We start from the raw sequence: 13535 nt of genomic DNA, 5'->3' as shown, positions 1-13535 counted from the left end.
GCATCGCCGGGCGCACGACCCGGAGCGCCTCCGAGCGCCGCCCGGGGTGCGTGAAGCCGGGCGCGAGGAGACACAGGGTGGACACAGGGAGTCACCATCCGCATTCGCGTCGTAACCACCGGCGCGCCGGACCCGTTGGAGGGGGCATGGGCTTCACGATCGCCGGCATCCGCGAGATCCGTTCCGGCACGCGACGACGCGGCCGCGCCTCGGAGTGCACCTCCGTCGCCGAGTTCACCGGCCTGTGGGGCTGGGACGTGGTCCCGGGCGCCCGGGCGTCGGCCGGCGCCTGCTCCTGCGGCCGCGCGGACTGCCCGGAACCCGGCGCCCACCCCCTGCACTTCGCCCCCCTGGTCCCGGCCGGGGCCACCCTCGACGACGTCTCCCGGATCTGGGCCGAGTACCCCGGCGCCGCCGTGATGCTGGCGGTCGGCCGGGCCTTCGACGTCATCGAGGTGGCCGAACCCGCCGGGCGCCGCGCGCTGGCCAGGCTGGAGCGCATGGGCCTGCCCGTCGGCCCGGTCTGCGCCACCCCCGACGGCCGCGCCCACTTCTTCGTCGCCCCCGGCGCCGCCGCCGACCTCTCCGAGCTGCTCTACCGCATGGGCTGGGACGACCCGGCCTCCCTGGACCTGCGGGGCCTCGGCCCCGGTACGCACATCACCGCCCCGCCCTCCGACCGCGGCGGCCTGGGTCCGGTGCGCTGGCTGCGCTCCCCCGCGCTGGACTCGGCGACCGAGCCACCGGCCGCCCGCCTGCTGCTGGGCACGCTGGCCTACGTGGCCCACCGGTCCCGCGCGTAGCGCGCACCACCGCGGCCCGCGAGAACGCGCAGCCGCAGCCATAGCCGCACCCGACACCCGCACCCGCACCCGCACCCGCACCCGCACCCGCACCCGCACCCGCACACAGCGAAGCGCCCGCGCCGGAGTCTCCGGCGCGGGCGCTTCCTCGCGAACGCGGGCGGGTTCTACTCGCCGATCAGGGCGTCCACGAACGCCTCCGGCTCGAACGGCGCCAGGTCGTCCGGGCCCTCGCCCAGACCGACCAGCTTGACCGGCACGCCCAGCTCGCGCTGCACGGCGATCACGATGCCGCCCTTGGCCGTACCGTCCAGCTTGGTCAGCACGATGCCGGTGATGTCGACGACCTCGGCGAACACCCGGGCCTGGACCAGACCGTTCTGCCCGGTCGTGGCGTCCAGGACGAGCAGCACCTCGTCGAGCGGCGCGTGCTTCTCCACGACCCGCTTGACCTTGCCGAGCTCGTCCATCAGGCCGGTCTTGGTGTGCAGCCGGCCGGCGGTGTCGATCAGGACGACGTCGGAGCCCAGCTCCTTGCCCTCCTTCACCGCGTCGAAGGCGACGGAGGCGGGGTCACCGGCCTCCGGGCCGCGCACGGTGTGGGCGCCGACCCGCTCGCCCCAGGTCTGGAGCTGGTCGGCGGCGGCGGCACGGAAGGTGTCCGCGGCGCCGAGGACGACGGTGTTGCCGTCGGCGACCAGGACCCGGGCGAGCTTGCCCGTGGTGGTGGTCTTGCCGGTGCCGTTGACGCCGACGACCATCACGATGCCCGGCTTGCGGCCCTCCGGCTCGGTCCGCACGGTGCGGTCCAGGTCGGTGCCGACCAGCTTGAGGAGTTCCTCGCGCAGCAGGCCGCGCAGTTCCGCGGGGGTGCGGGTGCCGAGCACCTTCACCCGCTCGCGCAGGCTCTCGACCAGCTCCTGGGTGGGCATCACCCCGACGTCGGCGGTGAGCAGGGTGTCCTCGATCTCCTCCCAGGTGTCGTCGTCCAGGTGCTCGCGCGAGAGCAGCGTGAGCAGGCCCTTGCCGAGTGCGTTCTGGGAGCGGGAGAGCCGGGCTCGGAGCCGGACGAGGCGGCCCGTGGTGGGCTCCGGGACCTCGATCTCGACCGGCGGGAGCTCTTCGACTACGGGCGGTTCCTCGACGGCGGCCGGGGCCGAGCCGTCGGGAAGGTCCACCTCCTCTATCGTCCGGCGCGGTTCGTCGCGCGGAGTCTCGGCCTCGTCGCCGACGTGCGGCTCGGCCGGAGGGGCGGTGATGTCGGGCGCTGCGGGGGGCGGCGGGGGCAGCTGCTTCTTGCGCCGGCTGCCGACGACGAGCCCGCCGAGCACGCCGAACACGACCACGGCGATGACTACAGCAAGGATGACGATGTCCATAACGCGTCCAGTATCGGTCATGGGCGATCGCCGGACCCAGTTTGCGGCTTCGTGCGGGGCGCGCCGGTCGCGGGACGCCCGCGTCCTCTCGCCCCGGCCCGCGGCCCTGGTGATCTGACGCACCGTCAGCTACGGTCGCCCTCCACACTCCCCCGGGTGAAGGGACCCGCCATGCCCGTCACGGTCGTCCGTTTCAACCTCGTCGAGCCCGGCGCCACCCCCGCGTCGCTCGGCGCGCGCTACCGCACCGCCCTGGAGATGGCCGCGTACGCCGACGAGCACGGGGTGACGACCGTGCAGACCGAGGAGCACCACGGCGCCGAGAACAACTGGCTGCCGTCGCCGTTCACGTTCGCCGGCGCGGTCTTCGGCGCGACCCGGCGGATCGCGGTGACGGTCTCGGCGGTCATCGGCCCGCTGCACGACCCGCTGCGCCTCGCCGAGGACATCGCCGTACTGGACCTGGTCAGCGGCGGCCGTCTGGTCACGGTGGCCGGCATCGGGTACCGCCCCGAGGAGTACGACCGGTGCGGGGTGGACTGGAAGCGGCGCGGCCGGCTCCAGGACGAGCTGCTGGAGACGCTGCTGAAGGCGTGGACGGGCGAGGAGTTCGCGTACCGGGGCCGCACGGTGCGGGTCACGCCGCGCCCGTTCACCGAGCCGCACCCGCTGCTGCTGGTCGGCGGCTCCTCCCGGGCCGCCGCCCGCCGGGCCGCCCGGCTGGGGCTGCCGCTCTTCCCGAGCGCCCATCTGCCTGAGCTGGAGGCGTACTACAAGGAGCTGCTCGGCGAGTACGGAACCGAGGGCTGGACGATGATGCCGGCCGTCGAGACGCCGCTGCTGCACCTCGCCGAGGATCCGGACCGGGCGTGGGCGCAGTACGGCGGGCACTTCCTGCACGAGGCGCGCACGTACGCCTCGTGGCAGTCCTCCGACATCCGGTCGGCGGTGCGGTCGGCGGCCACGACGGTGGCGGAACTGCGCGCCGAGGGCGTCTACCGCGTCGTCACGCCCGAGGAGTGCGTGGCCCGGCCGCCGGAGAGCCTGGTGCTGCATCCGCTGTGCGGGGGGATGCCGGTGGAGGAGGGGTGGCGCAGTCTGCGGCTGCTGTGCGAGGACGTACTGCCCCGGCTCGCCTGACCGAGCCGGGGCAGTACGGGTCCTACGAGTACGGGGAGAGGGGCAGCGGGGACTTGGCCCTTCCCCCCGAGTTTCGGGGCTTCCCGGTGGGGATCAGCCCATCTCCTCCAGCTTCTTGCCCTTGGTCTCGGGCACGAACTTGAGGATGAAGGGGATGGAGAGGAAGGCGAACACCGCGTACATGACGTAGGTGAGCGAGAGGTTCCACTCCGACAGGTCCGGGAACGTGATGGTGATGACCCAGTTGGCGAGCCACTGGGCGGAGGCGGCCACACCGAGGGCGGCGGCGCGGATCTTGTTCGGGAAGACCTCGCCGAGCATGACCCAGACCACGACACCCCAGGACAGGGCGAAGAAGAGCACGAAGGCGTTGGCGGCGACCAGTGCCACGGCGCCCTGCGCGGTCGGGAGCGGGTCGCTGCCGTTCTGGTAGGAGAAGGCCCAGGCGGCCACCGCGAGGGAGACGCCCATGCCGACCGAGCCGATCAGCGCGAGCGGCTTGCGGCCGAGCCGGTCGACGAAGATCATCGCGATCACGGTGCCGATGATGTTGATGATCGAGGTCTCGAACGAGTAGAAGAACGAGCTCGACGGGTCGACGCCGACGGACTGCCACAGCAGGTTCGAGTAGTAGAAGATGACGTTGATGCCGACGAGCTGCTGGAAGACGGAGAGTCCGATGCCGATCCAGACGATCGGCAGCAGGCCGAACCTCCCGCCCAGCAGGTCCCGGAACGTCGACTTGTGGTCGCTGCGCATGGCCCGGTCGATCTCGGCGACCCGGGCGTCGAGGTCGATGTCGCCCTCGACGTCGGCGAGGACCTTCTTGGCGTCGTCGACGCGGCCGGCGCTGATCAGGTAGCGCGGGGACTCGGGGATGGCGAAGGACAGCAGGCCGTAGACGAGGGCCGGTACGACCATCACGCCCAGCATCCACTGCCAGGACTCCATGCCGGCGATCTTCCCGCGCTCCTCGCCGTCGGCCATGTTGAGGATGGCCCAGTTGACGAGCTGGGAGACGGCGATGCCGATGACGATGGCGGCCTGCTGGAAGGAGGCGAGCCTGCCGCGGTAGGCCGGTGGGGCGACCTCCGCGATGTAGGCGGGGCCGATGACCGAGGCCATGCCGATGGCTATGCCGCCCAGGACCCGCCAGGCGGCCAGGTCCCACGCGGCGAACGGCAGGCCCGAGCCGACCGCGGACACGGCGAACAGCACCGCCGCGATCTGCATGACCCGGATACGGCCGATCCGGTCCGCGATCCGGCCGGCGACGGCGGCGCCGACCGCGCTGCCGAGCAGGGCGCAGGCGGCGACCGTGCCGGTGGCTCCCGAGCTGAGGTCGAACCTGTCCTGGATGCCGCCGTTGGCGCCGTTGATGACGGAGCTGTCGTAGCCGAACAGGAAGCCGCCCATGGCGGCCGCGGCCGTGATGAAGACGACGTGCCCGAGGTGTTCGGGGTGCGACGCCTTCGCTCCTGACTGGGGTGCCTGCGCTGTGCTGGTCACGAAGTACTACTCCTCGGGCCCCCGGCAACATCGCCGGGTGGGGGGTGAGCCCTTCCCGTGGCATCGGACGGCACGCCCGCCACCACCTGAAGGTAAAAGCAACGTTGCAGACCTTATGCCTTCAAGTTTCGAAGTCAATACTTGATCGGGTGTGAGAAAAGAGGCAGGGGAAGTCACCTTGTCTTCAAGAGTTGAAGAGTTGGTAAAGAAGGGCGGTGCCCAGGGGGTCAGCGCAGGCGCTGGGAGATGACCTTCGACACGCCGTCACCCTGCATGGAGACGCCGTACAGCGCGTCGGCGACCTCCATGGTCCGCTTCTGATGGGTGATCACGATCAGCTGGGAGGCTTCCTGGAGCTCCTGCATGATGCGGATCAGCCGCTGGAGGTTGGTGTCGTCGAGGGCCGCCTCGACCTCGTCCATGACGTAGAACGGGCTCGGCCGCGCCTTGAAGATCGACACCAGCATCGCGACCGCCGTCAGCGAGCGCTCCCCGCCCGACAGCAGCGACAGCCGCTTGACCTTCTTGCCCGGCGGACGCGCCTCGACGTCCACCCCGGTGGTGAGCATGTTGTCGGGGTCGGTGAGCACCAGCCGCCCCTCGCCGCCCGGGAACAGCCGGCCGAAGACGCCCTCGAACTCGCGGGCGGTGTCCCGGTAGGCCTCGGTGAAGACCTGCTCGACCCGCTCGTCGACCTCCTTGACGACCTGGAGCAGATCGGCCCGGGTCTTCTTCAGGTCCTCCAGCTGCTCGCTGAGGAACTTGTGACGCTCCTCCAGCGCGGCGAACTCCTCCAGCGCGAGCGGGTTGACCTTGCCGAGCTGCTGGTACGCCCGCTCGGCCGCCTTCAGCCGCTTCTCCTGCTCCGCCCGCGCGAAGGGCCTCGGCCGGTTGCGCGGATGCCCGGGATCCTCCGGCAGCTCCTCGCCCTCGGCCGGCAGCGAGGGCGGTACGGGCTGGTGGGGGCCGTACTCCTCGACGAGCCCGGCGGGCTCCACGCCGAGCTCCTCCAGCGCCTTGGTCTCCAGCTGCTCGATCCGCATCCGCTTCTCGGCGCCGAGCACCTCACCGCGGTGCACGGAGTCGGTCAGCTTGTCGAGCTCGGCCTTCAGGTCGCGGCCGGTGTTCCGGGCGGCGGCCAGCTCCTGCTCCCGCAGGGCCTTGGCGGCGTCGGCGGCGGACCGCTCCTCGTCGGCCCGGCCCAGGGACACCTCCACATGCGCCAGCAGCTGACGCGTGCCGAGGGCGACGGCCTCGGCGACGGCGGCCTCGTGCCTCAGCCGCGCCCGCCGCTGCTCGGCCCGCGCGCGTGCGTCGCGTTCGGCGCGGGCGGCCCGGTCGAGCGAGTCCGCCCGTCCGGCGAGCCCCTTGACCCGCTCCTCGTGCGTACGGACCTGGAGACGGGCCTCCATCTCGGTCTGCCGCGCGTTGGCGCCGTCGGCGGCGAGCCGGTCCCGTACGGAGGTGTCGGGCTCCTCCTCGACCGGCATCTCCTCGGCGACGGCGAGCCGCTCGGCAAGCACCTCGGCCTCCTCCAGGGCCCGGTCCAGCGCCTCCTGCGCCCGGGCCGCCGCGGCGACACCGCGCTCGGCCTCCCCGGCGGCGCCCCGCGCCTGCCCGGCGAGCCGGCCGAGCTGCTGGGCCACGGCCGACTTCTCCCGGTCGGCGGCCCGGCGCCGCTCGCCGAGCTCCTCGACCAGCGCGGCGCATTCGGTGCGCCGCCCGGCCGCGGCGTGCTGCGCCTCGCCGAGCGCCTCGCAGCGCACGGCCAGCTCCTCCAGTTCGGCGGCGGCCTCGTCGACGGAGGCCTGCACCTCGATCAGGCTCGGGGTGCCGGCGGAGCCGCCGTGGGCGAAGTGGGCGCCGAGGAGGTCGCCCTCGGCGGTGACCGCGGTGAGGTGGGGGTGGAGGTGGACCAGGTCCTCGGCGTCCTCCAGCGTGGGCACCACGACGATGCCGCGCAGCAGGCGCCGCACGGCGGGCATCAGCTCGGCGGGGCCGCGGACGAGGTCGGCGGCGTAGGGGCGGGTGACGTCGGCGAGTTCACCGGGGCCGCCCGGGTGGACGGTCGGGGAGCCGACGGGGGCGGTGTGGGTGTCGGGGTCGGCGGCGTGGCTGTGGGGTCCGGCGGCCCCGGGGGCGTCGTGGCCGTCCGGTTCGCTGTCCGCCGGGGCTCCGGCCAGCAGGAGGGAGGCTCGGCCGGCGTCCTGCTTGCGCAGCAGGCGGATCGCGTCGGCCGCGGCGGCCGGCGAGGTGACCGCGAGCGCGTCCGCCGCAGCGCCGAAGGCAGCCGCGAGGGCGACCTCCTGGCCCGGGGTGACGGTGAGCAGTTCCGCGGCCGGCCCCAGCAGCCCGGTGAGCCGGTCCTTGGCGCCCAGCAGCGCGCCCGTGCCGTCCTTGCGGCGCAGGCCCAGGGCGAGGGCCTCGTGGCGGGCCTGGGTCGCGGCGCGTCTGCGCTCGGCCGCGGTGACCGCCTCCCGGGTCGCCGTGACCGCGCTCTCCGCCTCGGCCAGGGCCGCCTTCGCCGCGTCGTGCCGCTCGGCCAGCTCCGCGTCACCGGCGTCGAGGCCGTCGACCTCCGCCTTGAGCGCCTCGTACTCCTCCTGGGCGGCGGCGGCCCGCTCCTGCGCCTCGTCCCGGGCGGAGGCGAGCCGGTCGATCTCGGCCTGGGCGGAGGCGGCGCGGGAACGGGCGGCGCCCACCTGTCCGTTGAGCCGGGCCAGTCCCTCACGCCGGTCGGCGATGGCACGGGCCGCGTCCTTCAGACGCCGTTCCTCGTGGGCGAGTTCGCGTTCCAGGTCGGCGCGGTGGGCGGCGGTGTCGTCGAGGGCGCGCTCGGCCGCCTCCAGGGCCGCCTCCAGCTCCGCCTCCTGCTCCCGGATGCGGGCCGCCTCGCGCTCCATGTCCTCGGGGTCACGGCCGCGCCGCTCCTCGGGCGGGGCGGAGGTGGCGCTCTTCACGCGCGCGTCGGCGAGGGAGACGGTGCCGCGGACCCGCTCGGCGAGCTGCGACAACTCGTACCAGGTCTGCTGGGCGCGCTGGAGGCGGGGGGCGAGCCGGCGCACCTCCTCCTCCAGGAGGGACTCGCGCTGGAGCGCCTTCTTCAGCTCCAGTTCGGCGGCTTCCTTGCGCGCCTTCAGCGCGGCCTCGTCGGCGACCTCGGTCTGCAGCGCCTGCCGCAGCCGTACGAGATCGTCGGCGAGCAGGCGCAGGCGGGCGTCGCGGAGGTCGGCCTGGATGACCGCGGCGCGGCGGGCGACGGCCGCCTGGCGGCCGAGGGGCTTGAGCTGTCTGCGCAGTTCGTCGGTGAGGTCCTGCACGCGCGCGAGGTTGGCCTGCATCGCGTCGAGCTTGCGCAGGGCCTTCTCCTTGCGCTTGCGGTGCTTGAGGACGCCGGCGGCCTCCTCGATGAAGGCGCGGCGGCCCATGGGGTCGGCGTGCAGGACCGAGTCGAGCTGGCCCTGCCCGACGATGACGTGCATCTCGCGGCCGATGCCGGAGTCGGAGAGCAGTTCCTGGATGTCGAGGAGCCGGCAGGTGTCCCCGTTGATCTGGTACTCGCTGCCGCCGTTGCGGAACATGATCCGCGTGATGGTGACCTCGGCGTACTCGATGGGCAGCGCCCCGTCGGAGTTGTCGATGGTCAGCGACACCTCGGCGCGGCCCAGCGGCGGGCGGCCGGTGGTGCCCGCGAAGATGACGTCCTCCATCTTGCCGCCGCGCAGCGACTTGGCGCCCTGCTCCCCCATCACCCAGCTCAGCGCGTCCACGACATTGGACTTGCCCGAGCCGTTCGGTCCGACGACACATGTGATGCCCGGTTCGAACCGGAGTGTGGTCGCGGAGGCGAACGACTTGAAGCCGCGGAGGGTCAGGGCCTTGAGGTGCACGCCGCCGGACTCTACCTTCCGGCGTTGTCTCACTCCATGAACCCGCGGTTTCACCCATGAACGTGCAGGGCACACCAGACGTTAAAGAGTCTGGGAGGGGGCGACGCGGGCTCTGGTGAAGGGGGCGGGAAAGAAAGAAGGGACGCCGAAGCGTCCCTTGCAACTTCTGACAACTCAGCGGTTGATACAGGCTGCCCAACCGTTGCGTGTGCTGTCGTGGAGCAGTGCAGCGATCAGGTGAGCGCAGGCTCCGCCTGGTGTGCGTCGATGCTCTCCATGAGACTGTCGTGAGAAGCGGCAGCCGTCAGCGCGTCGTTCTCCGCCTGGATCCGTACGAGCTCGGATTCCAGGTCCTGTACGCGCTGCTGGAGCCGTCGCATCTCGGCGAGGAGTCGAGGGTCGGAGCCGCCGACGTAACCGAGAAGCGCCTTTGCCATGATGGATGGTCCTCCACAATGAGTGACCGACCGAAGCGGTGTGGGTCGTGAGGGATTCGCACCCACGGTGCTTGGCACTCTTGAGTTCTTGCTGCCGTTCTTACATGCCAAACAGCTAAGGTGCGCGGGGCTTTCAGCGTCTCACCAAAAAGTTTGACGGTCAACACGATCACGCCCCGTATTGGCGGGCGTCCCGGGGGCGCGCGGCCTGAGCGGCGGCGCTGCGACTCCTGCGGGGCCCTGAGGGCGTGGCGATCATCCTTGCGTGCGGAGCTTGCCCGCGCAAGCGTTTCTCGGCAACGACCTGCCCCTTTTCCTCCGGGGCAGTTGCCATGGGCAGAATCCTCCGCGGGGCGGGGGCGGGCCGACCCCCTCGGATCACCGGATGGCGAAGCCGTCGTATCCGCCGCGAGGTGTGTCCCAGATCTCGGTGACTCCGTCGACGCGGCCGGGCGTGTCGGCTCCCTGGAGCCAGTCGAGGAGCCCCTCGCAGCCCGTGCGCGGCCCCTCGGCGACCACCTGGACGCGTCCGTCGCCCAAATTGAGAGCAAAGCCACTCAGGCCGCCGATCTCCAGCGCCTTGGCACGCGTGAACCAGCGGAAACCCACACCTTGGACGCGTCCCCGTACCCAGGCGACCAGTCGCACATCCTCGCTCATGACTGAAACCTAACCGCCCAATGTCCCACTGGGCACTTCCTCACCCAGCGTCATGCGGTACCGTCCCCACCCAATGAATCTCATATGAAACTCACTCGATCAGGTGAGTTGGGTTGATCGCACAGGACGCGTCGCCCGAACGGACGAGGAAGGCCAGGACATGGGACGCCACCGACGCTCCGCCGCCGGCCGCGCCGCCACGGGCCGCGCCACGGGGGTCAGCCAGACCGACGGTTCCGCAGGCTGGGACCGCGACCCGAAGGACTCGTACGCGGACGCCTGGTCCGGCGAGACGGTGGGCATCGCCTCCTACCTCCACCAGGACGACTACGCCGGCGCCTATGCGACGACCGAGGCGTACCTCTTCGCGCCCGGCGAGGGCCGCGACGACGGCTACGCCGAGGACTTCGCCCGGGTGACGGAGACCGCGGTCTTCGCGAGCGACGGTTTCGCCCCCAGGGACGCTTCCGCGCGCGGCGGATCGCGCCGCAAGAAGAAGAAGGCCGCCACCCCGGTCCGCACCGGGCTGCTCGGGGTCTCCGCGGCCGTCGCCATCGGCACCGTCGCGGTCGCCACGGGCGTGCTGCCCGGCGGCGACAACTACACCCTCGGCGGCGGCAGCAGCGACAAGGTGCAGTCCGCCGGCTCCCCGACCAGCTCGCCGAGCGAGCAGGGCGGCACCTCCGGCAGCGCCGAGAGCCGCACCGAGGAGGCCCCGCCGGCCAGCCGGGACCAGGAGCGGTCCGCCTCGCCGAAGCCCTCGGCCACGGAGCCGACCGCCTCGGCCGAGCCGACCGAGCAGCCGACGAAGGAGCCGAAGGCCACCCCGAGCAAGAAGCCGAAGGCCACCACGCCGCCGAAGGCCGAGCCCAAGGCGCCCGAGGCTCCGAGCGCTCCGGTGACCCTCTCCGAGGAGGCCGCCGCCGCGGCCCAGGTGCTCAAGCTCGTCAACGAGGAGCGGGCGAAGGCCGGCTGCGACGCCGTCGCCGCCAACAGCGCGCTCGCCGAGCTGGCCGCCGCCTTCAGCCAGGACATGGCCGACCGCGACTTCTTCGACCACACCGACCCCGACGGCCTGAGCCCCTGGGACCGGGCCGCCAAGGCCGGCATCACCAACCTCGGCGGCGAGAACATCGCCCGCGGCCAGGCCGACGCGGCCGCGGTGATGGACGCCTGGATGAACAGCCCCGGCCACCGCGCCAACATCCTGAACTGCGACTTCAAGACCCTGGGCGTGGGCGTCAAGCTCGGCACCGGCGGCCCTTGGTGGACGCAGAACTTCGGCTACTGACCGCGGCCCGGCGCCGGCGTCGGCGCCGGTTGCGCTAACCGTCGGTTAGCGCAACCTTCTGGTCAGCGCTGTGCTCGCATACGCTTTCGGTATGGACATTGCGCGGGAGCCCGCGGCGGAACCGGCGCCGCCGTACAACGTGTTCGCCAAGGTGTGTCCCTCGCGGTCCACGCTGGAGCACGTCACGGGCCGCTGGGGGGCGCTGACCCTCGGCGCGCTGCACGAGGGGCCGCTGCGCTTCAACGAGCTGCGTCGGCGGGTCGACGGGGTGAGCGAGAAGATGCTGTCCCAGACCCTGCACGCGCTGGAGCGCGACGGTCTGGTCGACCGTGAGGCCCAGCCGACCAATCCGCCGCGGGTGGACTACGAGCTGACCCCGCTGGGACGCGGGGTCGCCGAGCGGCTGCTCGATCTCATCCACTTCGTGGAGGGGCGGATGGACGGTGTCCTTCAGGCGCGCGACCGTTACGACACGGCCCGCGGCACCCGCTGACACTTCGGGCAGAAGTAGCTCGACCGGTTCATCCAGGGGCGCCGGCGCATCGTCGTACCGCACCGCCTGCACGGCAGGCCCTCGCGGCCGTACGCGTCCAGGGAGCGGTCGAAGTAGCCCGATTCCCCGTTGACGTTGACGTACAGGCTGTCGAAGCTGGTGCCGCCGACGGCGAGGGCCGCGTTCATCACGTCCCGTACATGGCCGAGGAGTTCGGCGGTGCGGGGGCGGGTGAGGGTCGCCGTCGCGCGGTCGTAGTGCAGGCGCGAGCGCCAAAGGGCCTCGTCCGCGTAGATGTTGCCGACGCCGCTGATCAACGACTGGTCCAGCAGGGCCCGTTTGACGGTGGTGCGCTTGCGGCGCAGCGACTGGTGGAACGCCTCGTCGTCGAAGAGCGGGTCGAGCGGGTCGCGGGCGATGTGCGCGATGACGTCGGGCAGTCCGTCGGGGGTGTTGTCGTGCAACGACAGTCCGCCGAAGGTGCGTTGGTCGACGAAGCGGAGTTCGGTGCCGCCCGCCTCGGCAGCGGCTGATGTCAGCGTGTCGGCGAACCGGACCCGGATGCGCAGGTGCTTCTCGGAGGGCGCCTCGTGCGGCTGGACCAGGAGCTGGCCGCTCATCCCGAGGTGGGCGAGGACGGACTGGCCGGTGTCCTCGAGCGGCAGCCACAGGTACTTGCCGCGGCGGCTCGGCACGCCGAGGCGGTGCCCCTTCAGCCGGTGCGTGAAGTCGTCGGCTCCGGCGAGGTGCCGGCGCACCGCGCGCGGATGCAGGACCTCGACCTCGGCGACGGTGCGGTGGGCGACCCAGCGCTCGAGTCCGCGCCGGACGACCTCGACCTCGGGCAACTCGGGCATGGATCGATCCCCCGTACAGGCCGGTGCAGGAACCGAACGCCCGCCCCATGGGTACGGGGGCGGGCGTGCGGAGCTCGCTGGTTGGGTCAGGCGGAGGCGGAGGCCTCGTCGGCGTCCGCGGCGGCGGTGTCCGCCTCCGCGGCAGCCTTCGCGGCGCGCTCGTCCGCGGCGGCCCGGATGGACCGCCAGGCGGACTCGGCGGCCTGCTGCTCCGCCTCCTTCTTGCTGCGGCCGGTGCCGGTGCCGTACGAGACGCCTCCGACGCGGGCGGCAGCAGTGAAGGTCTTCTCGTGGTCGGGGCCGGTCTCCGTGACCAGGTACTCGGGGACCCCGAGCCCCTCGGTCGCGGTGAGCTCCTGGAGACTGGTCTTCCAGTCCAGGCCGGCTCCGAGGTTCGATGACTTCTCGATCAGGGGGTCGAACAGGCGGTGGACCAGCTCCGCCGCGGAGTCCAGTCCCTGGTCGAGATAGACCGCGCCGATCACCGCTTCAAGGGTGTCGGCGAGGATGGATGCCTTGTCCCGTCCGCCCGTGCCCTCTTCACCCCGGCCGAGCCGGATGAAGGAGCCCAGGTCGAGACCGCGCCCGACTTCCGCCAGCGCACGAGAGTTGACCACCGCGGCCCGCAACTTGGCCAGTTGGCCTTCGGGCAGGTCGGGGTGGGTCCGGTACAGCGTGTCGGTGACGACGAGGCCGAGCACGGAGTCCCCGAGGAACTCCAGCCGCTCGTTCGTCGGCAGACCGCCGTTCTCGTACGCGTACGACCGATGGGTCAGCGCACGCACCAGAAGGGCGGACTCGAGCTTGTACCCGAGCCGCCCTTCCAACAGCGTGTGGGACGAGGCCGTGGTCTCCGCAGAGTTCTTCTTCGGCGTGGACACAGTGCCTCTCACCAGCCGCTCAGACCTCGAGGACCTGGCGCTTGTTGTAGGTGCCGCAAGACGGGCACGCGATGTGCTGCAGCTTGGGCTCGTGGCAGCGCTCGCACGCAACCAGGGTGGGGACCGCAGCCTTCCACTGCGACCGGCGGTGGCGCGTGTTGCTGCGCGACATCTTCCGCTTCGGAACAGCCACGG

The 13535-nt window shown here is 72.1% G+C and carries 12 protein-coding genes; 4 read left to right on the top strand and 8 right to left on the bottom strand.

The annotated features are described in order from the left end of the window. Window positions 1-146: 146 nt before the first annotated feature. A complete protein-coding gene (locus tag ABT296_RS10620; protein ID WP_351925450.1) occupies window positions 147-803 on the top strand; it encodes a bifunctional DNA primase/polymerase in 657 nt (218 codons plus the stop codon). Between the two features lie 167 nt (window positions 804-970). Here ABT296_RS10620 and ftsY read toward each other — a convergent pair whose 3' ends face one another. Further along, window positions 971-2182 (bottom strand): signal recognition particle-docking protein FtsY, encoded by a 1212-nt coding sequence (ftsY, locus tag ABT296_RS10615; protein ID WP_351925448.1) that lies wholly within the window; start codon window positions 2180-2182, stop codon window positions 971-973. 171 nt (window positions 2183-2353) lie between these two features. On the opposite strand from ftsY, the gene ABT296_RS10610 reads away from it, so the two are divergent. Continuing rightward, complete coding sequence (locus ABT296_RS10610) at window positions 2354-3322, top strand: LLM class flavin-dependent oxidoreductase (RefSeq protein WP_351925657.1); 969 nt, start codon at window positions 2354-2356, stop codon at window positions 3320-3322. 93 nt (window positions 3323-3415) lie between these two features. Here ABT296_RS10610 and ABT296_RS10605 read toward each other — a convergent pair whose 3' ends face one another. From ABT296_RS10605 to ABT296_RS10590, 4 genes are all read right to left on the bottom strand, one after another. Continuing rightward, window positions 3416-4831, bottom strand: a complete 1416-nt coding sequence (locus tag ABT296_RS10605; RefSeq protein WP_351925446.1) for a sugar porter family MFS transporter — start codon at window positions 4829-4831, stop codon at window positions 3416-3418. Window positions 4832-5058: 227 nt separating this feature from the next. Next, window positions 5059-8721 (bottom strand): SMC hinge domain-related protein, encoded by a 3663-nt coding sequence (locus ABT296_RS10600; protein WP_351925444.1) that lies wholly within the window; start codon window positions 8719-8721, stop codon window positions 5059-5061. A 233-nt stretch (window positions 8722-8954) separates the two neighbouring features. Next, on the bottom strand, window positions 8955-9158 hold the full coding sequence (locus ABT296_RS10595) for a hypothetical protein (RefSeq protein ID WP_009327638.1): 204 nt from the start codon (window positions 9156-9158) through the stop codon (window positions 8955-8957). Between the two features lie 378 nt (window positions 9159-9536). Continuing rightward, a complete protein-coding gene (locus tag ABT296_RS10590) occupies window positions 9537-9818 on the bottom strand; it encodes an acylphosphatase (protein ID WP_351925442.1) in 282 nt (93 codons plus the stop codon). Between the two features lie 160 nt (window positions 9819-9978). Between ABT296_RS10590 and ABT296_RS10585 the strand changes: the two genes are divergently transcribed. Both ABT296_RS10585 and ABT296_RS10580 read left to right on the top strand, forming a co-directional pair. Beyond that, window positions 9979-11109 (top strand): CAP domain-containing protein, encoded by a 1131-nt coding sequence (locus tag ABT296_RS10585; protein WP_351925440.1) that lies wholly within the window; start codon window positions 9979-9981, stop codon window positions 11107-11109. Window positions 11110-11200: 91 nt separating this feature from the next. Then, window positions 11201-11602, top strand: coding sequence for a winged helix-turn-helix transcriptional regulator (locus ABT296_RS10580; protein ID WP_351925438.1), 402 nt, complete (start codon window positions 11201-11203; stop codon window positions 11600-11602). Here the strand turns inward: ABT296_RS10580 and mutM are convergent. From mutM to rpmF, 3 genes are all read right to left on the bottom strand, one after another. After that, a complete protein-coding gene (gene mutM / locus ABT296_RS10575) occupies window positions 11575-12459 on the bottom strand; it encodes a bifunctional DNA-formamidopyrimidine glycosylase/DNA-(apurinic or apyrimidinic site) lyase (protein ID WP_351925436.1) in 885 nt (294 codons plus the stop codon). The genes ABT296_RS10580 and mutM overlap by 28 nt on opposite strands. Window positions 12460-12545: 86 nt before the next feature. Next, window positions 12546-13352 carry a ribonuclease III gene (rnc, locus tag ABT296_RS10570; protein WP_453168933.1) on the bottom strand — a complete coding sequence of 269 codons (807 nt, stop codon included), beginning with the start codon at window positions 13350-13352 and terminating at the stop codon, window positions 12546-12548. Window positions 13353-13359: 7 nt separating this feature from the next. Further along, window positions 13360-13533, bottom strand: a complete 174-nt coding sequence (rpmF, locus tag ABT296_RS10565; RefSeq protein ID WP_007493396.1) for a 50S ribosomal protein L32 — start codon at window positions 13531-13533, stop codon at window positions 13360-13362. Window positions 13534-13535 lie beyond the last annotated feature (2 nt).

It is taken from the genome of Streptomyces sp. NPDC000983 (genome assembly GCF_040299205.1).
Classification (GTDB): Bacteria; Actinomycetota; Actinomycetes; order Streptomycetales; family Streptomycetaceae; genus Streptomyces.
Note: the sequence above shows the minus strand (reverse complement) of the source record. Positions and strands in the feature narration are given on the sequence as shown.